Origin of the sequence: Nocardioides sp. dk884 (assembly GCF_009557055.1) — a bacterium.
Lineage (GTDB): Bacteria > Actinomycetota > Actinomycetes > Propionibacteriales > Nocardioidaceae > Nocardioides.
Genome location: NZ_CP045649.1, coordinates 3,154,829 through 3,176,294 on the forward strand (window position 1 = coordinate 3,154,829; position 21,466 = coordinate 3,176,294).

Annotated in this window: 17 protein-coding genes; 9 read left to right on the plus strand and 8 right to left on the minus strand. The window is 72.0% G+C overall.

The genetic code is table 11. The features are described from left to right. Positions 1–31 precede the first annotated feature (31 nt). Positions 32–796, plus strand: a complete 765-nt coding sequence (locus tag GFH29_RS15165) for a DUF3105 domain-containing protein (protein WP_153324639.1) — start codon at positions 32–34, stop codon at positions 794–796. A gap of 89 nt (positions 797–885) precedes the next feature. Here GFH29_RS15165 and GFH29_RS15170 read toward each other — a convergent pair whose 3' ends face one another. Continuing rightward, complete coding sequence (locus tag GFH29_RS15170) at positions 886–1,977, minus strand: mannose-1-phosphate guanylyltransferase (RefSeq protein ID WP_153324640.1); 1,092 nt, start codon at positions 1,975–1,977, stop codon at positions 886–888. Between the two features lie 50 nt (positions 1,978–2,027). Here GFH29_RS15170 and GFH29_RS15175 point away from each other — a divergent pair, with 50 nt between their 5' ends. Next, positions 2,028–2,768 carry a TIGR03089 family protein gene (locus GFH29_RS15175; RefSeq protein ID WP_153324641.1) on the plus strand — a complete coding sequence of 247 codons (741 nt, stop codon included), beginning with the start codon at positions 2,028–2,030 and terminating at the stop codon, positions 2,766–2,768. A 15-nt stretch (positions 2,769–2,783) separates the two neighbouring features. On the opposite strand, the gene GFH29_RS15180 is transcribed toward GFH29_RS15175, so the two are convergent. Continuing rightward, positions 2,784–5,555, minus strand: coding sequence for an FG-GAP-like repeat-containing protein (locus GFH29_RS15180; protein ID WP_153324642.1), 2,772 nt, complete (start codon positions 5,553–5,555; stop codon positions 2,784–2,786). 251 nt (positions 5,556–5,806) lie between these two features. After that, positions 5,807–7,831 carry a glycosyltransferase gene (locus GFH29_RS15185; RefSeq protein ID WP_228387527.1) on the minus strand — a complete coding sequence of 675 codons (2,025 nt, stop codon included), beginning with the start codon at positions 7,829–7,831 and terminating at the stop codon, positions 5,807–5,809. 151 nt (positions 7,832–7,982) lie between these two features. Between GFH29_RS15185 and GFH29_RS15190 the strand changes: the two genes are divergently transcribed. Next, the gene (locus tag GFH29_RS15190) at positions 7,983–9,308 is read left to right on the plus strand and encodes a hypothetical protein (protein ID WP_153324643.1); all 1,326 of its coding nucleotides are present in this window, start codon (positions 7,983–7,985) and stop codon (positions 9,306–9,308) included. A 10-nt stretch (positions 9,309–9,318) separates the two neighbouring features. Here GFH29_RS15190 and GFH29_RS15195 read toward each other — a convergent pair whose 3' ends face one another. Both GFH29_RS15195 and GFH29_RS15200 read right to left on the minus strand, forming a co-directional pair. Beyond that, entirely contained in the window at positions 9,319–10,356 is a 1,038-nt protein-coding gene (locus tag GFH29_RS15195) for an iron-containing alcohol dehydrogenase family protein (protein WP_153324644.1), read from the minus strand. A gap of 5 nt (positions 10,357–10,361) precedes the next feature. Beyond that, positions 10,362–11,096 (minus strand): sugar phosphate nucleotidyltransferase, encoded by a 735-nt coding sequence (locus GFH29_RS15200; protein WP_153324645.1) that lies wholly within the window; start codon positions 11,094–11,096, stop codon positions 10,362–10,364. A 140-nt stretch (positions 11,097–11,236) separates the two neighbouring features. On the opposite strand from GFH29_RS15200, the gene GFH29_RS15205 reads away from it, so the two are divergent. The 6 genes from GFH29_RS15205 to GFH29_RS15230 all read left to right on the plus strand — a co-directional run bounded on the left by GFH29_RS15205 (position 11,237) and on the right by GFH29_RS15230 (position 18,320). Further along, on the plus strand, positions 11,237–11,512 hold the full coding sequence (locus GFH29_RS15205; RefSeq protein WP_228387528.1) for a DUF6752 domain-containing protein: 276 nt from the start codon (positions 11,237–11,239) through the stop codon (positions 11,510–11,512). Between the two features lie 50 nt (positions 11,513–11,562). After that, a complete protein-coding gene (locus GFH29_RS15210) occupies positions 11,563–12,660 on the plus strand; it encodes a hypothetical protein (protein WP_153324646.1) in 1,098 nt (365 codons plus the stop codon). A 65-nt stretch (positions 12,661–12,725) separates the two neighbouring features. Beyond that, positions 12,726–13,931 carry a hypothetical protein gene (locus GFH29_RS15215; protein ID WP_153324647.1) on the plus strand — a complete coding sequence of 402 codons (1,206 nt, stop codon included), beginning with the start codon at positions 12,726–12,728 and terminating at the stop codon, positions 13,929–13,931. After that, on the plus strand, positions 13,928–15,604 hold the full coding sequence (locus GFH29_RS15220; protein WP_153324648.1) for a class I SAM-dependent methyltransferase: 1,677 nt from the start codon (positions 13,928–13,930) through the stop codon (positions 15,602–15,604). The genes GFH29_RS15215 and GFH29_RS15220 overlap by 4 nt, the downstream gene beginning before the upstream one ends. After that, complete coding sequence (locus GFH29_RS15225) at positions 15,601–16,782, plus strand: hypothetical protein (RefSeq protein WP_153324649.1); 1,182 nt, start codon at positions 15,601–15,603, stop codon at positions 16,780–16,782. The genes GFH29_RS15220 and GFH29_RS15225 overlap by 4 nt, the downstream gene beginning before the upstream one ends. Positions 16,783–16,931: 149 nt before the next feature. Further along, on the plus strand, positions 16,932–18,320 hold the full coding sequence (locus tag GFH29_RS15230; RefSeq protein ID WP_153324650.1) for a phospholipase D-like domain-containing protein: 1,389 nt from the start codon (positions 16,932–16,934) through the stop codon (positions 18,318–18,320). 212 nt (positions 18,321–18,532) lie between these two features. Here GFH29_RS15230 and GFH29_RS15235 read toward each other — a convergent pair whose 3' ends face one another. From GFH29_RS15235 to glf, 3 genes are read right to left on the minus strand one after another with little or no spacing between them, the layout of a single operon-like run. Beyond that, on the minus strand, positions 18,533–19,315 hold the full coding sequence (locus GFH29_RS15235; protein WP_153324651.1) for an ABC transporter ATP-binding protein: 783 nt from the start codon (positions 19,313–19,315) through the stop codon (positions 18,533–18,535). Continuing rightward, entirely contained in the window at positions 19,315–20,262 is a 948-nt protein-coding gene (locus GFH29_RS15240) for an ABC transporter permease (RefSeq protein ID WP_153324652.1), read from the minus strand. The genes GFH29_RS15235 and GFH29_RS15240 overlap by 1 nt, the downstream gene beginning before the upstream one ends. Next, positions 20,255–21,433: a UDP-galactopyranose mutase gene (glf, locus tag GFH29_RS15245; RefSeq protein WP_228387529.1), complete on the minus strand. Its 1,179-nt coding sequence runs from the start codon at positions 21,431–21,433 to the stop codon at positions 20,255–20,257. Before glf ends, GFH29_RS15240 begins: the two co-directional genes overlap by 8 nt. Positions 21,434–21,466 lie beyond the last annotated feature (33 nt).

Here is a 21,466-nt window from a genome sequence, read left to right on the forward strand (position 1 = left end):
CGTCCACACCGACCGCGAGGAAACCTCACCCGTGGCCAAGAAGTCACCCAAGTCCGACCGCCAGGCGGTCATCGACGAACTCCGTCGCAAGCAGAAGGGCGCCGAACGGCGCCGCGGCTACGCCATCGTCGCGGTCTGCGTGGTCGTCGCCCTCGCCGTCCTCGCCTACCCGGTGTGGTCGATCGTCGCCGACAGCCGTGAGAAGTCCCAGTACTCCGACGTCGCGCTCGCCGACATCGGCGCGCCGGCCTCGGTCTGCCAGGACATCGTCACCAAGCCCGCGCAGGGCAGCAACGAGCACCGCCCCAGCGGCGAGCAGGTCACCTACACCGAGTCGCCCCCGGCGTTCGGCCCGCACTGGAACGAGGCCAACCTCGCGCCGGACCCGATGGGCCGCAAGTTCTACACCGCGGAGGACCGTCCCGAGCTCGAGTCGCTGGTCCACAACTCCGAGCACGGCTACAACATCATCTGGTACGACGAGACCGCCGCCGAGGACGACGAGACCATCGCGCAGATCCGCGCGATCGCCGACAAGTTCTCCGGCACCACCAACCTGCGCAACAAGTTCAAGGCCGTGCCGTGGACCGCGGAGGACGACGCCGAGCACGGCGGCGAGTGGCCGAAGGGCACCCACGTGGCCTTCACCCACTGGTCCGCGGGCGGCGCGGGCGGCACCGACGCGTCCAAGCAGGTCGGCGTGTGGCAGTACTGCTCCGACATCAGCGGCGAGGCCTTCGACGGCTTCGTGCAGGAGTACCCCTACCTGGACTCCCCCGAGCCCAACGCGATGTGACGCCCCGGCGCTCCGGCGCCGCAGGCACGACGTAGGAAGGGCCGGCTCCCCCGCGGGGGAGCCGGCCCTTCGTGCGTCGTAGGGAAGCCTCAGGTCAGGTCGGCGCGGCCGACGTCCTTGAGCCCGCTGACCACCTGCTTGACCTGCTGGGCGCGGGCACGGGTGGTGACCAGGACGGCGTCGGGGGTGTCCACCACGACGATGTCGTCGAGGCCGACGACCGCGACCATGCGCCCGCCGCGTGGGATCACCAGGCCGCTGCTGTCCACGACGTGGACCAGGTCCTCATCACCCAGCACCGTGGTGCCGACCGCACCGTGCTCGCGCGCCTGGTCGAGCAGCGTCGCGAGGGAGTCGAAGTCGCCGATGTCGTCCCAGCCGAACGCCGCCGGGACCATCGCCACCCGGCCGGCGGCGGCCGCGGGCTCGGCGATCGCGTGGTCGAGGGCGATCTTCGGCAGCGTCGGCCAGATCTCCTCGAGCCGCGAGAGGTCCGCGGCGAGCTCGCGCAGACGGGCGGCGAAGACCGGGTGCCACTCGGCGAGCAGGTCCAGGAGCACCCGCGGCCGGACCACGAACATGCCGGCGTTCCAGCGGTAGCTGCCGGTCTCGAGGTAGCCCTGGGCGACCTCCACCGAGGGCTTCTCGACGAACTCGCGCACCGCTGCGGCGCCCGGGTGCGCCTCCAGCGGCTCGCCCACGGAGATGTAGCCGAAGGCGGCGGAGGGGAACGTCGGCTCGATGCCGAGCGTCACCAGCCAGCCGGCCCGGGCGACCTCGACGGCCGTGCACACCGCCTCGGCGAAGACGGCCGGGTCGTCGATCACGTGGTCGGCGGCGAAGGAGCCCATCACGGCCTCGGGGTCGGTGCGCTCGAGGATCGCGGCGGCCAGCCCGATGGCGGCCATCGAGTCACGGGCGGAGGGCTCGGCCAGGATCGCCTCCGGCGCCAGGTCGTCGAGCTGCGCGGCGACCGCCTCGCGGTGTGCCGCCCCGGTGACCACCAGGAACCGGTCCTCGGCGAGCGGGACCAGCCGGTCGTGGGTCTCCTGGAGCAGCGTGCGCCCGCTTCCGGTGAGGTCACGCAGGAACTTGGGCGAGGACTGCCGCGAGAGCGGCCAGAGCCGGGTGCCGGCGCCGCCGGCCGGGATCACGGCCCAGAAGTGGTCGATGGCTGGCATGGGCCGACCCTATCGATCGCCGTCCCCACCCCCGTCCCTAGTCTCGGGGCATGACGATGACGTTCTCGAGTGTCCTCGCCGGGCTGCTGCGCCACGACGCCGGCCGACCGCTGGTGACCTACTACGACCACGCCAGCGGCGAGCGGGTGGAGCTCTCGGTCACGACCTACGCCAACTGGGTCGCCAAGGCCGCCTCGCTGCTGGTGGAGGAGCACGACCTGGAGCGCGGCGACCGGCTCCGCATCGACCTGCCGCCGCACTGGCTAGGCACCGTGTTCCTGGGCGCCGCGTGGAGCGCGGGACTCGCGGTGACGGAGGATGAGGACCCCGACGCGGTCATCACCGGTCCCGACGGCCTGGAGCACTGGGCGCCCCGTGCGGCCTCGCTGCCGGTGCTCGCCTGCTCGCTGCTGCCCCTCGGCGTACGCTTCCGCGACCCCCTGCCGCCGCACGTCCACGACGTCGGGGTGGAGATCTGGTCCCAGCCGGACTCCTTCATCGCGCTGGACCCGCCCCAGCCGGGCGACGTCGCGACCGCGTTCAGCGCCGGTCAGGTCACCCAGGCCCAGATGTGGAGCACGGCCGCCGCCGGTGCACTGCTCACCGACGGCGGCCGTCTCCTCTCGGAGGCGAACCCGGCTTCCCCACCGGGGATCGCCACCGTCACCGAGCCGTTCGCACGGAACGGCTCGTTGGTCCTGGTCACCCACGCCGAGCCGGAGCAGCTCGAGGCGACGTACGCCGCCGAGCGTGCCACGGCCCGCTTCCCGCGCCACGAGCACCAGGACTGATCGAGACCGACGGGCTCAGCCCGCCAGGTCGTAGACCCCCATCCGCTCGCCGAGGAGCCGCGGCTTCCCGGTGCCCGCCGCGAGCAGGTAGAGCCGGCCGTTGCGCTGGAAGCGGGCCACCGTGTCGCGGGCGCCGACGCCGTCGACCTGGCGCTCGGTCAGCACCCAGTCGTAGCCGGCGAGGGTGCTGCCGGTGCGCCTGGTCAGGCTGGCGGGGGCGGGCACGTTGCGACCGAAGCCGGCCAGGCCCTTGCCGAGGTAGACCCGCAGCGAGCCATCGGCGGCACGCCCGACGAGATCCGGGAAGCCGTCGCGGTCGACGTCGCCGACCGCGCGCAGCTCGCTGACCGCGCCGAAGGCGTTGGAGATCCGCTTCGGCTTGGCCAGGCGGCCGGTGCCGTCGCCGCGGCGCAGGAACAGCTTGCCGGTGCCGCCGGTGCGGGTGATCACGTCGACGTGGCCGTCCTTGTCCCAGTCGCCCACGATGAGCAGGGTGTCGATGGCTTTCGCGGAGTACCCGGTGTCGATGGGCCGCTCGAGCTCGACGGTGCCGGCGTGCTGGACCACCACGAGGTCGTCGCCGACCCGGCCGACCAGGTCGGGCTCGGCGCTGCCGAGCACCTGGCCGCCGCTGGTGAGGCCGCGCACACCGCGTACCTCCTCGACCATGCCGAGCCGGGGGCCGAAGGTGCCGTCGCCGCGGCCGGGGTGCACGAAGCCGCGCCCCTTGCCCGACGTACGCACGAACAGGTCGCGGTGGCCGTCGCGGTTGTAGTCGCCGTAGCCGGTGATGGTGTCGTAGGGGCTCCAGTCACCGGCGACCGCCACTCGCGTGGCGAAGCCGCCGCCGGCGGTGCCGCGGTGCAGCCACAGCTTGCCGTCGGCGTCGCGGGCCAGCAGGTCGGGCCGGCCGTCCCCGCTGACGTCCCCGGCGCCGACGAGGCGGTCGTAGGTGTCCCAGTACCAGCCCTTGACCACGCGGGCGCCGAACCCGCCGCGCCCGTTGCCGCGCACGATCGTGAGCTTGCGCTTGCCGGGCACCCGGCCGACCAGGTCGTTGCGCCCGTCCGCGTCGAGGTCGCCGACGGCGGTGATCAGGTCGAGGTCGCGGAACAGCGGGCTCCAGCGCACGACCTTGACGAAGCGGCCCGAGGCCAGGCCCGGGCGGACCCCGGCGCGGCCGTCGCGGGCACGGACCAGCAGGTCGGTCCGACCGTCGCCGGTGAGGTCGGGAGAGGCGAGGACCGCGTCGTAGCGGGCGAAGTTGCGGGTGACCGCACGCGGCGCCAGGAACCGGGTGAGGCCCCCGGTCGGCACCACGAGGAGCCGCCCGTCGGCCGCCCGGCGCACGACCAGGTCGTCCGCGGAGGTGCCCGCGAGATCGGCGTCCACCGTGGCCGGGGTGATCGTCGGCGTGGGCGGGGCCGGAGGAGTCGGCGGGGTGGGCGGGGTGGGCGGCGTGGGCGGGGTCGGCGGCGTCGGGGCCTTCTTCTGCGCGGCGACGGCGGCGGTGCGGATCGCGCCGAGCTTGGCGTAGAGGTAGCGGCCCGGGCAGGCCGTCGCACCGGCGTCGCGGTGTCCGTTGATGGCCGGGAAGGTGCGCCCCGCCACCTGCTGGCGCATCGAGCCGGCGTCGACCCCGTGGATGCCGAGCTTCCAGGCGAAGAGCGCGCCGTAGGCCTGCACGACCGCGGCGCTGGGCTGCGCGGTCTCGAAGTTGCCGATGGCCGACATCGCGAACGACGACTCGTTGTAGCCCAGGGTGTGCGCCCCGACCACGGCCTTGGTCACGCCGCCGGCGCGACCCTCCCAGATCCGGCCGAAGCGGTCGACCAGGAAGTTGTAGCCGACGTCGGACCAGCCGCGTGACTGGGTGTGGTAGGCGTAGATGCTGCGGATGATCCCGGGCACCTGCTCCTTGGTGTAGCTGTTGGCGTTGACCGTGTGGTGCACGAAGCCGGCGGTGACCTTGCCGTAGCTCAGCGACCCCTTGTCGCGCAGGTTCTCGTTGGCACCCCACTGGGCGCGCGAGTAGATCGTCGGGCGCGGGGCCGTGGTGGAGGCCTGCAGCTCCAGACCCTCGGTGCCCTCCTCCGCCGCGTCGTCCGCGGTGGTCGGGTCGATGGCGGCGCGCTCGGTCCGGGTCTGGGCCGCCTCGCCCGGGTCGATGACCGCGAGGCGCATGTCGGCGGGCAGCTCGCCGGTGGCGGCCACGGCCTGCACCTGCACCTGGTCCACCTCCCCGACCAGCAGCTCGTCGGTGCCGGGACGCACCCGGGAGTCCTCGAGGCTGCCGGCGTCGGGTCCGTGCTCGTCGTGGTACTCCAGCGGGGTCCACTCCGACCAGCGCTCACCCGTGCGGGTGCGCGCCGAGAGCTCCAGCTCAGACTCCCCCAGTGCCGCGTCCGCGGCCCAGGTCACGCCCACGGCGCCGTACCCCTCGACGTCCTGGGGCGTGCTGGTGAGGACCGCGGCGCCCTGGGACGTGCGCTCCTGCTCGGCCTCGACCTGCGGGACCGCGGCGCGGCCGTGGACGGCGACGCTCGGGGCGGTCAGCGAGAACTCCTCGACCGTCGCCTCCACCGGCTCGGCCGGGACCAGCGAGGCCTCGGCGGAGACCCGGGCGTACGCCGCACCGGCGGCCCCAGCGGGACCGGCGGTGTCAGGGTCGCGGTGCACGACGTCGAGGGAGATGACGGCGGCGGCGGGGGTCAGGACGGCGAGCACGGCACCCAGTGCCAGCAGCTGCTGGCAGGCGGTGACGTAACGGCTCTTGTTCGAAGGCATGCAGGCTGCTCCAGTGCGCGGGGAAGTTCACACGTTGCGCAACTTTCACACGAGTCACAGGAGTAACGCCAGACCTCGTGAGTAACTACAACGTTGTAATTTCCACTCGCCACGCCGAGGCACCACGAACTTTATGAGATTCGCCATGGAATGCATCTTTGACACGCCATGGCGCCGACTCGGCGCAACCCCAGACGCCCCGGCCGAGGCCGGGGCGTCTGGGGTGGAGCGGTGCAGCCGTGCGGTGGTGCTCAGTCGCGGTAGGTGTCCTCGAGGCCCTCGAAGGTCTGCTTCCAGGTCTCCGGGGAGGTCAGCTCGGGCATCGCCTCGCGGTAGCGCTCGGCGAGGGCGGGCCACTCCTGGCGCAGCCGGGCGTGCAGCTTGGCCGAACGCAGCATCTGGCTGCGGAACTCGGCCGGCTGACGGCGGTACCAGGCCGCGGTCATGCCATCGGCCGACGACACGACCGCCGAGTCGAGCTGGGCCAGGCGCCACCAGCGCTGGTCCACGTGCGGGATGATCGTCTCCGGGTGCTCGTGAGCGAGCTCGCGCACCGGACGGACCTGGCGCAGCAGGCCGACCGCAGCGGTCTTGACCTTGCCGACGGTGGTGGTCGGCGAGACGACCGCACGGCCCTTCCGCGGGGGCTTCTTGCGTCGCGGGGCCGGGAACTCGTCGAGACCGGGCTTGGCCACGCCGTCGCCGTAGCGGGCGCGGATCTCGCGGATCTCCTTGACCCGGTAGGTCATGTCGCGGTGCATCCGCTCCGGGCCGGCCAGGACGTCCTCGAGGGCCAGCAGGATGGTCTCGCCGGTGCCGTACTGCATCGAGACCATGCGCTTGGCGTGGTTCTCGAAGCTCTCCATGACCAGGCGGCCACCGCGCTCGTACGGCGAGTGCAGCAGGCCGGAGACGAGGCGGTTGCGCTCGTGGAAGTAGGCCTGCCAGTCGAGCGTGTCGTCCTTCTCGGTCCACGGCACGTGCCAGACCGCGACACCGGGCATGGTGACGGTCGGGAAGCCGGCCGCGCGGGCACGCACGCCGAACTCGGCGTCGTCCCACTTGATGAACATCGGCATCGACAGGCCGATCTCCTTGATCACCGAGGTCGGGATCAGGCACATCCACCAGCCGTTGAAGTCGACGTCGACACGGCGGTGCAGCCAGGAGGTCGAGCGCAGCGAGCGCTTCGCGAAGTTGTGCCCGTGCACGGTCGACGGCGCCGGGCCCCAGAACCACTTCCACGGCGCCAGCGTCTCGCCGTAGGCGTGCATCACCGAGCGGTCGTAGAGGCTGAACATCTGCCCGCCGACGATGGTGGGGGTCTTGTTGAGGTCGGCGAAGGCCACCGCGCGCAGGATGCCCTCGAGCTCGCACACGACGTCGTCGTCGAGGAGGAGGACGTAGTCGGAGGTGCCGCGCTCGACACCCTCGTTCATGGCCCGCGAGAAGCCGCCGGAGCCGCCGAGGTTGGCCTGCTTGATCACGCGCAGCTTGGCGCCCAGCGCCCTCGCGGCCCGCTCGAAGTCGGCGTTGTCCTCGACCTGCTGGGTGCCCTGGTCGACGACGATGACCTCGTCGAGGATCTCCAGGACCGCCGGGTCGGTGGCCAGGTTGAGCAGCTGGTCGACGCAGAACTGCGGGCGGTTGAACGTCGTGATGCCGATGGTGAGGCGGCCCGGGGTGGTCTTCTCGGTCTCGAAGCCCCAGTTCGCGTCCTCGAGCACCAGCTCCTCGTCGCCGGCCTCCAGGTCGAACCAGTACCAGCCGCCGTCGATGAACGGCTTGAGCTCGAGGTCGACGACCTTGGTCTCCGCCACGTCGGTGTCGACGTTGATCGACCGGGCGCGCAGCACGTGGCCCTTGGAGGTGGAGCGGTAGACCACGATCGAGCCGCGGCCGCGCACGCGCAGCGTCAGGCGCACGGACTCGAACTCGGTCCAGCGCCGCCAGTAGCTCGCCGGGAACGCGTTGAAGTACGTGCCGAGGGTGAGCCGCTTGGCGGGCTCGGCGACGGCGTGGCCCACGGCGCTGACCCGGCCGAAGCCGGTCATGCCGCGGTCGGCCTCGTAGGACGCGGCGCTGTCGTCGTCGTCGCCCTCGTGGTCCTTGCCCGACTGGCGGGTCTCGGACTCGCCGCCGCCGAAACCGGACACACCACCGAGGTAGAGGGCCTGGACGTCGAGCTCCTGGTCCGGGCGCATGAGCACGCGTTGGACGATGCGGAACCCGTCCTGCCCGGTGCGCACCTCTTGTTCTGCGGGGGCGTTGGTCACGCTGTGTTCCTTTGCCTTGCACGGGTCTGGATGGACCGGCCCACGGTAGCAGCGGGGCACCGCGCTGCGGCATCCCGCGGCGCGCAGCCGGCGGGGTCCGCGGCCCGTAGACGGGCGGCCCGCGCCGAGCGCGGCTGCTAACCTGCCGCCCATGCGGTTCGATCTGGGTTGGCGTCGGTCGAGCCCCTCGAGGCCCCGCATCTACCTGCACATCGGCACGATGAAGACCGGCACCACGTTCCTCCAGGGGATCTTGGAGCAGAACCGCGAGCAGCTCGCCGCCTCCGGCTGGCTCTTCCCCGGAGAGCACTGGGTCGACCAGGACCGTGCGGTCTCCTCGATCCTCGAGGCCCACCGCATCCGCCGCGCCGGCGCTCCCCCGGTCGAGGTCGACACCTCTCCCTGGTACGCCATGGCGCAGGAGATGACCGCGCACCGCGGCCGCGGCTCGATCCTGTCGATGGAGTTCCTCAGCTATGCCGAGCCGGCGCAGGCCGCGGCGATCATCGACTCCCTCGGCGACGCCGAGGTCCACGTCGTCCTCGCGGTCCGGGACGCCCGCTCGGCGATCCCGACGCAGTGGCAGACCAGCGCGCGGGCCGGCAGCGCCGTGCCGTGGCGCAACTTCGTCCTCGCCGTCGAGAACGCCCTCGACCCCGAGGCCACCGCCGAGACCCCGGCGCAGCGGTTGTTCCAGCGCACCCAGGGCGTCCCGCGGATGCTGGAGGTCTGGGGCGGCCTGGTCGGCTCCCGCAACCTGCACGTGATCACGATGCCGCCGCCGGGGTCGGACCCGATGCTGCTGTGGAAGCGCTTCGCCAAGGTGGTGGGGATCGGCCTGAGCCACCCCGAGCTCCCCCCGCACACGGTCAACCCCTCGCTCGGCCACGCCTCCGCGGAGCTGCTGCGGCTGATCAACATCGAGCTCGGCCCGCTGGACCGGGCGACGTACGACGGGGTGGTGAAGTCGCAGCTGGGGCGGCGCACCCTCGGCCCGCGGGCCTCGATCGAGCGCAAGATCACCCTCAACCGCCGCGGGCTGGCGCTGGCCGCGCGCTGGAACCAGCGGGTGCGCGACGCGATCGGCGAGAGCGGCGCCCACATCGTCGGGCGCCCCAGCGACCTGCCCGTCGACCCGCCCCCGCCCGAGGCCCCGGTCGCGCTGGCCCACCCCGAGCGCGCCGAGATGCTGGACGCCGCGGCGACCGCACGCGACGGGCTGCTGGACCTCCAGCACCGCTGGCGTGCGGAGATCGACGCCCCGCCCGGCACCGTCATCGTCGAGGACGACCTGTTCTGCGGCGCGCCGGTCACCAGCCCCGAGCGCTGGGTCGGCGAGGAGCGCCCGGTCCTGGCGGCCGTCACCGAGCTGGCCGCGATGGTCCGCGAGTGCATCACGCTGCGCGAGCAGGTGATGCTCCGGCGCCATGCCGAGGCCGAGCTGGCCGCGGCCGCCGAGGCGGACGAGCCGGCCTGAGCCGGGCAGGTCAGCCGATGCGGGCGGCGTACGCCTCCACGGCGGCGCGCAGCGGCGCGGGCTCGAGCGCGAGGTGCTCGAGGATCGTGTAGCGGTCCGGGCGGGTGCGCGGGGCGTGCTCGACGGCGCGGGCGAACTGCTCGGTGCTGAGCCCGACGTCGGCGGGCGTGCGGGGCAGGCCGTGGCGGCCCAGGCAGGTCGCGAGCCGCTCGAGCAGCACCTCGTCGCCGCGCAGGTAGGTCGCGAACAGCGCGCCGAGCCCGGCGAGCTCGCCGTGGTCGGCGGTGCCGGGGAACAGCTCGTCGACGGCGTGGATGATCTCGTGGCACGCGCCGCTGCACGGGCGCGAGGTCCCCGCGACCGACATCGCCATGCCGGAGAGCACCAGCGCCTCGGCCAGCACCTCGAGGAACTCGTCGCTCTCGATGCCGTCGGGGTGGTGCAGCAGCGCCTCCGCGGCGGAGCGGGCGAAGGCGACCGCCAGGCCGTCGACGTGCTCGCCGCGCTGGGTGGCGGCCAGGTCCCAGTCCGCGATCGCGGAGAGGTTGCTCAGCGCGTCGCCGATCCCGGCGCGGACCAGGCGCGGCGGCGCGGCGCGGACGTAGTCGAGGTCGACCACCACGCCCAGTGGCATCGCGACGCCGTAGGAGCCCTTGCCGTGCGGGTGCTCCAGCGAGGCCACCGGCGAGCAGATCCCGTCGTGGGCCAGGTTGGTCGCGACCGCGACCATCGGCACCGCGGCCCGGGTCGCGGCGTACTTGGCCACGTCCAGGGTGCGTCCCCCGCCGATGCCGACCACCGCGTCGTAGCCGCGGGCACCGAGCGCCTCCTGCAGCAGCCCGGCGGAGGCCAGGCTGGCGTCGGGCACGGTGAACAGGGTGGCGTTCGGCAGCCCGTCGGCGATCCGGGCCCAGATCGCCTCCCCCTGGGAGGCCCCGACGGCCACCAGCACGCTGCCGCCGTTGGAGATCCGGCGCTCCTCCAGGAGGGTCGCGAGGTTGTCGACCGCGCCGCGGCGTACCTCCACGAACAGCGGGCTGGCGAGCATCCGCGCTAGTAGCGGCACGCGATCTCCCGTGCCCGGGCCAGGTCGGCGGCGTTGTCGACCTCGACCCACTCGGTCCCGGCGGGGATCGCGACGGTCGCGACCTTGTCGCCGCGGTCGACCATCTCCTGGTAGCCGTCCTCGTAGTAGAGGTCCGGGTCGCGCTCGAAGGTCGCCTGGAGGGCGTCGGCGAGCCGCGGCACCGCGGCGGCCTCGATCAGGCTGGCGCCGATGTACTCGCCGTACGCCGTGGCCGGGTCCATCAGCTTGGTGATCCGGGTGACGTTGCCGGAGGCGTCCACGCGGACCTTCATCTCCTCCTCGGCGAGCACCTTCTCGGTGTCCAGCGCGAGCAGCACCTCGGGGCCGCGGGCCTCGAGCATCGCCTCCTCGACCGACACCGGGTGCACGGTGTCGCCGTTGACCATCAGCACGCCGTCGCTCATGTGCTCGCGTGCCACCCACATGGAGTAGGCGTTGTTCCAGATCTCGGCCTTGTCGTTGTGCACCAGCGTCAGGCGCACGCCGTACTTCTTCTCCAGCGCCGCGCGCCGGGCCTCGACGGCCTCGGCGAAGTAGCCGACGACGACCACCACGTCCCGCAGGTCGACAGCGGCCAGGTTGCGCAGCGAGATGTCGAGGATCGTGGTGTCCCCGTCGACCGGGACGAGCGCCTTCGGCAGCGCGTCCGTGTGCGGTCGCAGGCGACGGCCCCAACCGGCCGCCAGCACCATTCCGATCATGGGGTTCCCTTCGTGCTCGGGTCGCACCCGGACGGGCGGACCGGGCAAGGCTAGCGCCGAGCGGGGCGGCGCGAGGGCCCGGGACGTCCGCGCGTCCGTGTAGCCTGACGGCCCCAAGCACCACGGAAGGCGAGACCTCGATGAACGCTCCGCACGACCCCTCGACACAGGCTCCCCGCTCGGGCCGATCGGGCGGCTCGCTGGGCCGGGTGCGCGAGGCCCTTACCCGTGGACGCGCGATCGCGGAGCTGCACGCCCGCATCGACGAGCTCGAGGCCGAGGTCCAGGAGACCCGGAGGCTGCACCGCCGCGTCGCGGAGCTCACCGATATCGTCGAGGAGCTGCTGGTGCCCGTTGCCCAGCGCGACGAGGCGAAGCTGCGCGAGTCACTGGAGAAGTACTCCGCATCCTGGTGACGTCCTCTGCTCCACGACGATCTTCAGCGCGATCAACAGGAGGACGTGCCATGGCACGCCGGGTGTTCTTCCACGTCGGTGTCCCCAAGTCGGGGACGACGTTCTTGCAGACGACGATGTGGAACAACCGCGACCAGCTGCGCGCCCAGGGGTTCCTCTACCCCGGCCGGCGGCGGATGGACCACTACCACGCCTCCCAGGTCGTCCGCGGGGCGTCGCCGTCCGCACTCGGCGAGAACGGCGCGAGCTGGGAGCGGATCGTGCGCGAGCTCGCCGCCTGGTCCGGCGACGGCGTCGTCAGCCACGAGTTCTTCTCGATGGCCACCGCCCGGCAGGCACGGGCGGCGGTCGAGGCGCTCGCCCCCGCCGAGGTGCACGTCGTGGTGACCGCACGCGACTACGTGCGCCAGTTCCCCGCCGTGTGGCAGGAGGCGCTCAAGATGGACTCCACCGACTCCCTCGATGAGTTCATGCGCCGGGCCTTCGCCCACGACCTGCCCGGCGCCTGGAGCTGGAACAGCCAGGACGTCCCGGCGATCCTGCGCGCCTGGTCCAGCGCGGTCCCGGTCGAGCGGGTCCACGTGGTGACAGTCCCCCCGCCCGGCGCCCCGCGCGACCTGCTGTGGCGACGCTGGTGCGAGGTGACCGGCATCGACGACGGCGACTTCGACATGGAGCAGGTCTTCGACAACCAGTCCCTCGGCGCGGTGCAGGCCGCCCTGCTGCACCGGCTCAAGCCGCACCTGACCGGCCCCCTCCAGGAGCGCCCGGTCCAGCACCGCTGGGTGCGCCAGTACTTCGGCCACGAGGTCCTCGGCCCGCAGCGCGGCGAGCGCTTCGGGCTGCGCGACGAGGACGCCCTGCGGCTGCGCCGCCGCTCGCGGCGGATGGTCCGGGCGATCAAGGAGGCCGGCTACCCGGTCGTCGGCGACCTCCGGGACCTGATCCCGCCCGCGGAGCAGCCGGCCCGGCCGCACCCCGACGACGTCACCGACGCCGAGATGCTGGACGCCGCCGTCGTCGCCATCGAGCAGATGATCCGCGACGTCCGCGAGGTCAGCGGCGAGCGCGACGCCCTGGCCCGGCGGACCCCGGCCGCGCTGGCCCGCCGCACCCTGCGCCGGGCGCGGCGCCGACTGCGCCCCTGACACGTCGTACGCCGGGACGGCCCCGCGTGTCCGTCCGGGCGGCGACCGGCCGTTACGGTATGCCGGTGAGTGACCGGATCTTCCTCCACATCGGCGTGCCGAAGAGCGGCACCTCCTACGTCCAGCGACGCCTGCTGGCCAACAAGGAGCAGCTCGCGCAGGAGGCCGGTCTGCTGTTCCCCGGGCAGAACTGGGGCGACCAGGTGCTCGCGGTCCGCGACCTGCGCCGGATCCGGGGCGGACGGGACCGACGCGGCGCCTGGAAGCGGCTGCGCCAGGAGATGGCCGCGTGGCCCGGTGCGTCGGTGGTCTCGATGGAGTGGCTGTGCGCGGCCGACGAGAAGACCATCGAGCGGATCGTCGCCGATGTCGCCCCGGCCCAGGTCGAGGTGGTCATCACCGCCCGCGACCTCGGGCGCACCGTCGCCGCCGCCTGGCAGGAGTACCTGCAGAACCGCCGCGAGTGGGCCTGGCAGGACTTCCTCACCCAGCTCGGCTCCCCGACCACGCGGGAGACCCCCGCCGGCAGCCACTTCTGGGCCCAGCAGGACCTCACCGACATCGTCACGCGCTGGTCGGGCATCGTCGGCGCCGAGCACACCCACGTGGTCACCCTCCCCCACCCCGGCGCCGACCCGGGCGTCTTGTGGGAGCGGATGGCGCAGGTGCTCGGCTTCGACGCGGCGCGCTTCGCCGAGGAGGGCGAGCGCGACGCCAACGAGTCCCTCGGGCTCCAGTCGGCCGAGCTGATGCGCCGGGTCAACCCGCTCACCCGCCGCGACGGCCTCGGCTACACCGAGTACCGCTCCGGCTTCAAGCAGGCCCTCGGCAAGGACGTGCTCGCCCACCGGCGCCGGCTGGAGTCGCGGGTCGCGGTGCCGGCCGACCAGCAGGGCTGGATCCGCGAGGTGGCCGCCCGCCACCAGGCCTCCATCGCCGCCTCCGGGGCGCACGTCGTGGGCGACCTCGGCGACCTCGCGCCGATCTTCGCCGACGGGCGCCAGCCCGCCGAGGTCCCGGCCGAGGAGATCCTCGACACCGCGGCCGAGGCACTCAACGAGGTCGCCCAGCGCTGGCTGGCCACCCGCACCGAGCTGCGCCACGCCGAGGCCCGCGAGCGGGAGCTGAGCGCCGCGCTCGCCGCCGCGCAGGCGCGCGTCGCCGAGCTGGAGGCGCAGCCGGTGCGCTTCGCCGTACGCCGAGGGGCCGAGGGGCTGCGCGAGGTGCCCGACCGGGTCCGCGCCCGGCTGCGGGGCGGGGCCGAGCGATGAGCACCGCCCAGGAGTTCCAGACCACCGACGGCATGGCCGCCGACGACGAGTGGCTGCTGCTGCCCGCCGGCCTCGACCCGGCCACGACGTACGACGTGCTCATCAACGGCGACCACGTCTGGTCGCTCACCCCCGCGCAGGACACCCGTGGCGCCCGCCGGGTGGCCTGGCCGAAGGCGATCCAGCGCCGGCTGCTCGGCCGCGCGGAGATCGTGCTGCGCGAGCACCTCAGCGGCACCGAGCGCGGACGCACACGCCACGTCTTCGGCGGCCGCGACGACCTCGAGGTGCGCATCGTCGACTCCGACGGCCACGCGCTGATCCTCGACAAGTGGGGCCAGCTGATCCGCCCGCTGTCCAGCGAGTCCGGCTCGGTCATCGACGAACTGATGGACCACACCGCGCGGCTGCTGGAGGACCTGCAGGAGAAGGCCGGGGTGCCGGCGTTCATCTGCTACGGCACGCTCCTCGGCGCGGTGCGCAACGGCCGGCTGATCGGCCACGACAACGACATCGACGTCGCCTACCTCAGCGAGCACCCCACCCCCGTCGACGTGGTCCGCGAGGGCTACCGCGTCGAGCGCGCGCTGCGCGAGGCAGGCTGGCTGGTGCGGCGCGGCTCGGGCGTGCGGCTCAACGTGCGGCTGCGCCTCAGCGACGGCTCCTCGCGCTTCATCGACGTGTTCACCGCCCACTGGGTCGAGAGCAGCCTCTACATCCCCTCCGACACGGGCTTCCCGATGCCGCGTGAGGCGATCGTGCCGCTCGGGAGCGTCGAGCTGATGGGCCGCAAGCTGCCGGCGCCGGCCGACCCCGAACGGCTGCTCGCCGCGACGTACGGCGAGGGCTGGCTGGTCCCGGACCCGTCGTTCCGCTACGAGACGCCGCGGGGGCTGACGCGTCGCCTGGGCGGTTGGTTCGGCGGGCTCGTGAGCCACCGCAAGCACTGGGACTCCTTCGACTCCCAGCAGCGCCACACCGTGCCGAAGCGGCCCACGCCGTTCGCCCGCTGGGTCGCCAACCACTACCCCAGCACCCGCCCGATCGTCGACGTGGGCGCGGGCACCGGCCGCGACGCGATCTTCTTCGCCAGCGAGCGCGGGCGGCGGGTCCTCGCCCTCGACTACGTGGTGAGCGCGGTGCGCAGCGGCCAGCGGATCGCGGAGAACCGCTCGCTGCCGATCCGGTGGGACCTGGTCAACCTCTACGACACCCGCGAGGTGATGGCGTACGGCGCGCGGCTGAGCCGCCTGCCGGAGCCTGCCGACGTCTTCGCGCGCTTCCTGCCCCACAACCTCGAGCCGCACGGGCGCGAGAACCTGTGGCGCCTGGCCTCGATGGCGCTGCGCCGCGGCGGGCACCTCTTCGTGGAGTTCCGCACGCCCGAGGACCGCGATCGACCGCACGTGTACGGCCAGCACCCACGCAACTTCCTCGAGCCCGACGACGTCGTCGCCGAGATCGAGGCGGCCGGGGGCACCGTCGTCCACCTGGTCTCGGGCAAGCCCGGCCTGGCCAAGCTCCGCGAGGAGGACCCGGCCGTGTGCCGCATCATCGCGCGCTGGAACGACGTCGACCTCGACGCCACCGGGGAGACCCAGGACGCACCCGCACCGGCAGCTGCCGACCAGGCCGCCGGCGCCGGAGGCCCCGCCGCTACGGTGACGCCGTGAGTCAGAGCAGTGCGGCTGCGCCGCAGGGTGGTCCCGTCTTCCTCCACGTCGGCAGCCCGAAGACCGGCACCACGTTCCTCCAGAACGTGCTGTGGGACCAGCGTGCCCTCGCCGCGGAGCAGGGCCTGCTGCTCCCGGGGCGCCGCTTCCACGACCACTACCTCGCCACCCTCGACGTGCGCGGCCTGGCCACGTCGCCGACCGCGCCCCCGGAGGCCGCCGGCCGCTGGGCCGCGCTGGTCGCCGAGGCCGAGGGGTGGACCGGCAACACGCTGATCTCCCACGAGCTCTTCGCCTCCGCCACCGCCGAGCAGGCCCGCCGCGCGGTCGCCGCGTTCGGCGACCGCGAGGTCCACATCGTGCTCACCGCACGCGACCTGGTCCGCCAGGTGCCGGCCGAGTGGCAGGAGCACATCAAGCACCGCTCCACGGTGACCATGGAGCGCTTCCTCGACGACCTGCGCGCCGACCGCGCGCACCGCACCTGGTTCTGGCAGGTCCAGGACTTCGCCGACGTGCTGCGCCGCTGGGGCGCCACCGTCCCCGCCGAGCGGGTCCACGTCGTGACCGTCCCGCCGCCGGGCGCCGACTCCGGGACCCTGTGGAACCGGTTCGCGACGCTGCTCGGGGTCGACCCCGCCTCCTTCGACACCAGCGCCTCGCGCTCCAACTCCTCCCTCGGCCTCGAGCAGGCCGAGCTGCTGCGACGGGTCAACGCCGAGCTCGGCGACCGGGTCCCGCTGCCCGGCCCCTACCCGCAGCTGGCCAAGAACGTGCTGGCGCACCGGCTGCTCGCGGGCCGACCCGGCACCCGCCTGGTGCTCGACGAGGCGGCCGACACGTTCGCCCGTGAGCGCTCGGCCGAGATCGTCGCCGATCTGCGCGAGCTGGGGTACGACGTCGTGGGCGACCTCGACGAGCTCGTGCCCGCCCCCGCCGACGCGCCCGCCGCCATCCCGACACCCAGCGAGGCCGACCTCGCCGCCGAGGGGGTCGCCGCGATCGCCGGGCTCCTCGACGAGATGGCCCGCCGCCTCGTCGCCCTGCGCCGGGCCGAGGAGGTCGCGCGCACGGCCCGCGAGAAGCCGGTCCGCTACATGGTGGTGCAGACGGCGAAGCGCAACCGCGCGGTCGGCGCCGCCCACCGTGCCTATCGGCGGGTGCTGCGGCGGGGCTGACGCCAGGAGGGCCTCGAACCGGCACCTCGAGATGGTCTCGGCTGTTAGTGTCGATCGAGGTGCCGCAGGTCCGTCGACCCGGCCCCACGCACCACCGGAACGACTCTCCCAGGCCCCTCTCGTCGGGGCGAGCAAGGAATAACGGTTTCATGAAGCTCTCGTCCCGTCTCGTCGCGCTCCTCACCACCCTCGTGATGGTCCCGGCCCTGCTGGTCGGCACCTCGACCCAGACCGCCCACGCCGAGGGCTGGCAGCCGAAGGGCGGTGGGGTGTTCAACGACCCGCTCGCCGACCACGCCGCGAAGTGGCGCATCGTCAACCACGTCGACGCAGCGGTCGCCAACGCGCGCAAGGGCTCGCGCATCTACATCTCGACGTACCTGATGGACGCTCGCGACTCCGTCGACCACCTGCTGCGCGCCCACAAGCGCGGCGTGCAGGTGCAGATGGTCCTCGACGGCGTCTACGCCAACAACGCGCAGTCCCGGCGCCTGGCCACGGCCTTCAACCGGGACAACCGCGCCAAGCGCAAGGGCACGTTCAAGGACGGCACCCTGCGCCGCTGGGGCAAGGACCGCAGCTTCGTGACGTACTGCCAGGCCAGCTGCCGGGGCAAGATCGCCAACAACCACTCCAAGTTCTACGTCTTCACCCACACCGGCACGGCGAAGAACGTCGTGATGGTGAGCTCCTCCAACCTCAACCGCGGTGGCGCGGAGAAGGGCTGGAACGACCTGGTCACGATCAAGGGCCGGCCCAAGCTCGTCGCCCGCTTCGCCCAGGTCCACGTGGAGATGTCGCGCGATCGCCCGGTCCCCGGTGAGTCCCTGCGTGCCTGGCGCGTCGGGCCGTACTTCGTGCGGTTCTACCCCAAGCGCAGCAGCGGCGACCCGGTGATCGCCGACCTCAACAAGATCAAGTGCTACGGCGCCACCGGCGGTGCCGGCCGCAACGGCCGCACGGTCATCAACGTCGCGATGTTCGCCTGGTACAACGAGCGCGGCTTCAACATCGCTCGCAAGCTCGTGCAGCTCGCCGACCGCGGCTGCTACCTCTCGATGGTCTACGGCGCCCCGGGCCCGGAGCTGCGCAAGTTCCTCACCGACGCCACGAAGCGCAACCCGCGCATCAAGCTGTGGGACAGCCGCCTCAACCTCGACCTGGACGAGGAGTACGAGATCCGCGTGCACAACAAGTTCTATCTCGTGCAGGGCCACTACGGGAAGGACAAGTCGGCGTACCGCGTGCACACCGGCACCGCCAACTGGGCCGAGGGCACGCTGCACGCCGGCGATGAGAACACGATCAACATCTCCAACAAGGGTGTGTGGCGCCAGTACATGGACAACTGGGACCACATCGTGAAGAAGGGCAGCCGCCGCGTCGGCACCCGGATCCCGGCGAGCAAGCAGATCGGCAGCCGCCAGTTCCCGCGCCTCTCCCCCGACATGGCCGTCGGCCGCCCCGCCGTACCCCAGGCCCAGCTGAAGAAGAAGCAGGACCGGCAGGACGACGCCCAGTCGCAGTCGCAGGACTGACCGACACCCCCGCCTGACCCACGCACGCCGAGTCGGCGCCAATGGTTGCCCGACTCGGCGCGTGTGGCGGCGCGAGTCGGCGCCAATGGTTGCCGGCGTACGGCGTACCGGCGTACGACGCAGCAGCTGTCACCACAAGCGCCGACTCGATGCGCCATTCACGCCGACTCGGCGCGCCATTGGCGCCGACTCGGCGAAGGGTGGGGGGGTGCCTAGATGTCGGCGCCCATCTCGTCCTCGAGCTCGGAGTCGGCCGGGTCGGAGCCCGAGGCGTCGTCGTACTTGAGGTAGCGGATGCCGGCGGCGACGCCGCCGTCGAAGCCGACGCGTCCGTTCTCGAGCACCAGGACCCGGTCGCACATGCGGCGCACCGAGGCGGCGGAGTGGCTGACGTAGAAGAGCGTGCGGCCGCTGTCGCGGATCTCCTGCATCTTCTCCAGGCACTTCTGGCGGAAGGGCTTGTCGCCCACCGCGAGGACCTCGTCGGCCAGGAAGATGTCGGAGTCGACGTGGATCGCGATCGCGAACCCCAGCCGGGCGAACATCCCCGAGGAGTAGTTGCCCACCGGGGAGTCCAGGAACTTGCCGAGGTCGGCGAAGTCCACGATCGAGTCGAGCTTGCGCTCGGTCTCGGCCTTGCTCATGCCGAGGATCGCGGCGTTGAGGTAGAGGTTCTCGCGACCGGTCAGCTGGGGGTGGAACCCCGCACCGGTGGCGATCAGCCCGGAGATCCGGCCGCGGGTCAGCATCCGGCCCGAGTCGGGGCGCATGATGCCGTTGACCAGCTTGAGCAGCGTCGACTTGCCGGAGCCGTTGAGGCCCATCAGGCCGATCGACTCGCCCTGCTCGACGGTGAAGGAGACATCGTCCAGGGCGTTGAACGACTCGCTCAGCGGCTGGCGCCGAGCCGCCGCGATGGTGATCTCCTTGATGCTGCGGTGGTAGCGGATCGTGAACTGCTTGGTGACGTTCTCGGCGACGATGGAAGCAGTCATCACAGACGCTCCGGAATCTTGTTCTCGAGGCGGGTGAACGCCAGCTGGGCGATGACCAGGAAGACCAGCGCGACGCCGACGTGCGCGAAGCCGATGAGGAACAGGTCATCGGGGAAGTGGTCGGCCAGCGTGGCCTCCACGTCCTTCGTGGTCCCGGCCCAGAAGCCGCGCTGGAACAGCAGCACCGCCTCGGCCATCGGGTTGAACAGGTAGAACTGCGCGTACTCCCCGAACCGGTCCGAGACCATGCTGTAGGGGTAGATCATCGGGACGCTGAACGTCGTGAACTGCGTCAGCGTCTGCACGACGTTGCTGAAGTCGCGGAAGAAGACGTTCGCGGCGCTGAAGAGCAGCGCCAGGCCGGTCCCCCAGATCGCCACCAGCGTGAACCCCAGCAGTACGGCGGCGACGCCCACGGGGTCCGGCGTCCAGCCCAGACCCACGCAGAAGGCGACGAGCAGCACCATGCCGGGGATCACGTGGTAGGCGGAGGTCAGCATCGAGGCCACGGGGAACATCTCCCGTGGCACGGCCATCTTCCGCACCAGCGCCTTGTTGCGCACGATCGAGTGCGTGCCGGCGCCGAAGGTCTCGGTGAAGTAGTGCACGATCACCAGACCCGCGAACAGGTGGATCGCGAAGTTCTCGATCCCCTTGTCGAGGATCACGCTGATCACGAAGTAGTACATCGCCAGCCGGGTGGCCGGCTGGATGTAGGACCAGAACAGACCCAGGAACGAGCCCTGGTAGCGCGCGCTGATCTCGCGGCGCACGAGCAGGCTCAGCAGGTAGCGGCGCCGGAAGACCTCCAGCAGCCCGCTGTTCGCCGACGGCGGCGCGAGCGGGGCGTCGACGACGCGGGACTCGCGCTTCACGCGCTCCTGGCGCCGGGACGCCCGTCGCTCCCGGCGCTGCTCGGCGCGCTCGGCGCGCTCGGTGTCACTCATCCACTCCGCCACTGGTCAGCGGGGCACCCTCGGCGAAGTGCGGGCGCAGGCGGTTGTCGAACATCGACAGCGCGGACCCGATCGCCATGTGCATGTCGAGGTACTTGTAGGTGCCGAGGCGACCGCCGAAGAGAACCATCGGCTCCTTCTTGGCCAGGTCGCGGTACTTCAGCAGCTTCTCGCGGTCCGCGGCCGTGTTGACCGGGTAGTACGGCTCGTCGCCCTCCTCGGCGAAGCGGCTGTACTCGTGGACCACGATCGACTTGCCGGGCAGGTAGGTGCGCTCGGGGTGCAGGTGCTTGAACTCCAGCACCCGCGTCCACGGGACCTCCTGGTCGTTGGCGTTCACGACGCCGGTGCCCTGGTAGTCGTCCACGTCGACAGTCTCCGCCTCGAGGTCGATGGTGCGCCAGGAGAGGCGGCCCTCGCAGTTGCCGAAGTACTCATCGACCGGGCCGGTGTAGACGATCGGGACCTTGCCCTTGAACTCCTCGGCCACGTCGAAGAAGTCGGTGTTGAGGCGGACCTCGATGTTGGGGTGGTCGGCCATCCGCTCCAGCCACGCGGTGTAGCCGTCGACCGGCAGGCCTTCGAAGTCGTCGTTGAAGTAGCGGTTGTCGAAGGTGTAGCGCACCGGGAGGCGGGTGATGATGTCCGCGCTCAGCTCGGTGGGGTCGGTCTGCCACTGCTTCGCGGTGTAGCCCTTGACGAAGGCCTCGTAGAGCGGGCGCCCGATCAGGCTGATCGCCTTCTCCTCGAGGTTGCGCGCGTCCTCGGTGGCGATCTCGCTGGCCTGCTCGGCGATCAGCGCACGCGCCTCGTCGGGCGTGTGCGACTTGCCGAAGAACTGGTTGATCAGCCCGAGGTTCATCGGGAAGGAGTAGACCTGCCCCTGGAACTTCGCGAAGACCCGGTGCTGGTAGTTGGTGAACGCGGTGAAGCGGTTCACGTACTCCCACACGCGCTTGTTCGAGGTGTGGAACAGGTGGGTGCCGTACTTGTGCACCTCGATGCCGGTCTCCTCGTCGAACTCGCTGTAGGCGTTGCCGCCGAGGTGGTGGCGACGCTCGAGGACGAGGACCTTCAAGTCGAGCTCGGTGGCACAGCGCTCGGCGATGGTGAGGCCGAAGAAGCCGGAGCCGACGACGACGAGGTCGGGGGTGACGGACAAGGTGCTTGCTCCTGGAACGGGAAGGATCAGGGC

What these genes read in the sequence shown, in the direction of transcription:
- GFH29_RS15240 (WP_153324652.1), bottom strand. Translation starts at nt 20,262, where the DNA reads ATGAGTGACACCGAGCGCGCCGAGCGCGCCGAGCAGCGCCGGGAGCGA.
- GFH29_RS15205 (WP_228387528.1), top strand. Translation starts at nt 11,237, where the DNA reads ATGAACGCTCCGCACGACCCCTCGACACAGGCTCCCCGCTCGGGCCGA.
- GFH29_RS15210 (WP_153324646.1), top strand. Translation starts at nt 11,563, where the DNA reads ATGGCACGCCGGGTGTTCTTCCACGTCGGTGTCCCCAAGTCGGGGACG.
- GFH29_RS15175 (WP_153324641.1), top strand. Translation starts at nt 2,028, where the DNA reads ATGACGATGACGTTCTCGAGTGTCCTCGCCGGGCTGCTGCGCCACGAC.
- GFH29_RS15180 (WP_153324642.1), bottom strand. Translation starts at nt 5,555, where the DNA reads ATGCCTTCGAACAAGAGCCGTTACGTCACCGCCTGCCAGCAGCTGCTG.
- GFH29_RS15230 (WP_153324650.1), top strand. Translation starts at nt 16,932, where the DNA reads ATGAAGCTCTCGTCCCGTCTCGTCGCGCTCCTCACCACCCTCGTGATG.
- GFH29_RS15190 (WP_153324643.1), top strand. Translation starts at nt 7,983, where the DNA reads ATGCGGTTCGATCTGGGTTGGCGTCGGTCGAGCCCCTCGAGGCCCCGC.
- GFH29_RS15220 (WP_153324648.1), top strand. Translation starts at nt 13,928, where the DNA reads ATGAGCACCGCCCAGGAGTTCCAGACCACCGACGGCATGGCCGCCGAC.
- GFH29_RS15200 (WP_153324645.1), bottom strand. Translation starts at nt 11,096, where the DNA reads ATGATCGGAATGGTGCTGGCGGCCGGTTGGGGCCGTCGCCTGCGACCG.
- GFH29_RS15195 (WP_153324644.1), bottom strand. Translation starts at nt 10,356, where the DNA reads ATGCTCGCCAGCCCGCTGTTCGTGGAGGTACGCCGCGGCGCGGTCGAC.
- GFH29_RS15170 (WP_153324640.1), bottom strand. Translation starts at nt 1,977, where the DNA reads ATGCCAGCCATCGACCACTTCTGGGCCGTGATCCCGGCCGGCGGCGCC.
- GFH29_RS15235 (WP_153324651.1), bottom strand. Translation starts at nt 19,315, where the DNA reads ATGACTGCTTCCATCGTCGCCGAGAACGTCACCAAGCAGTTCACGATC.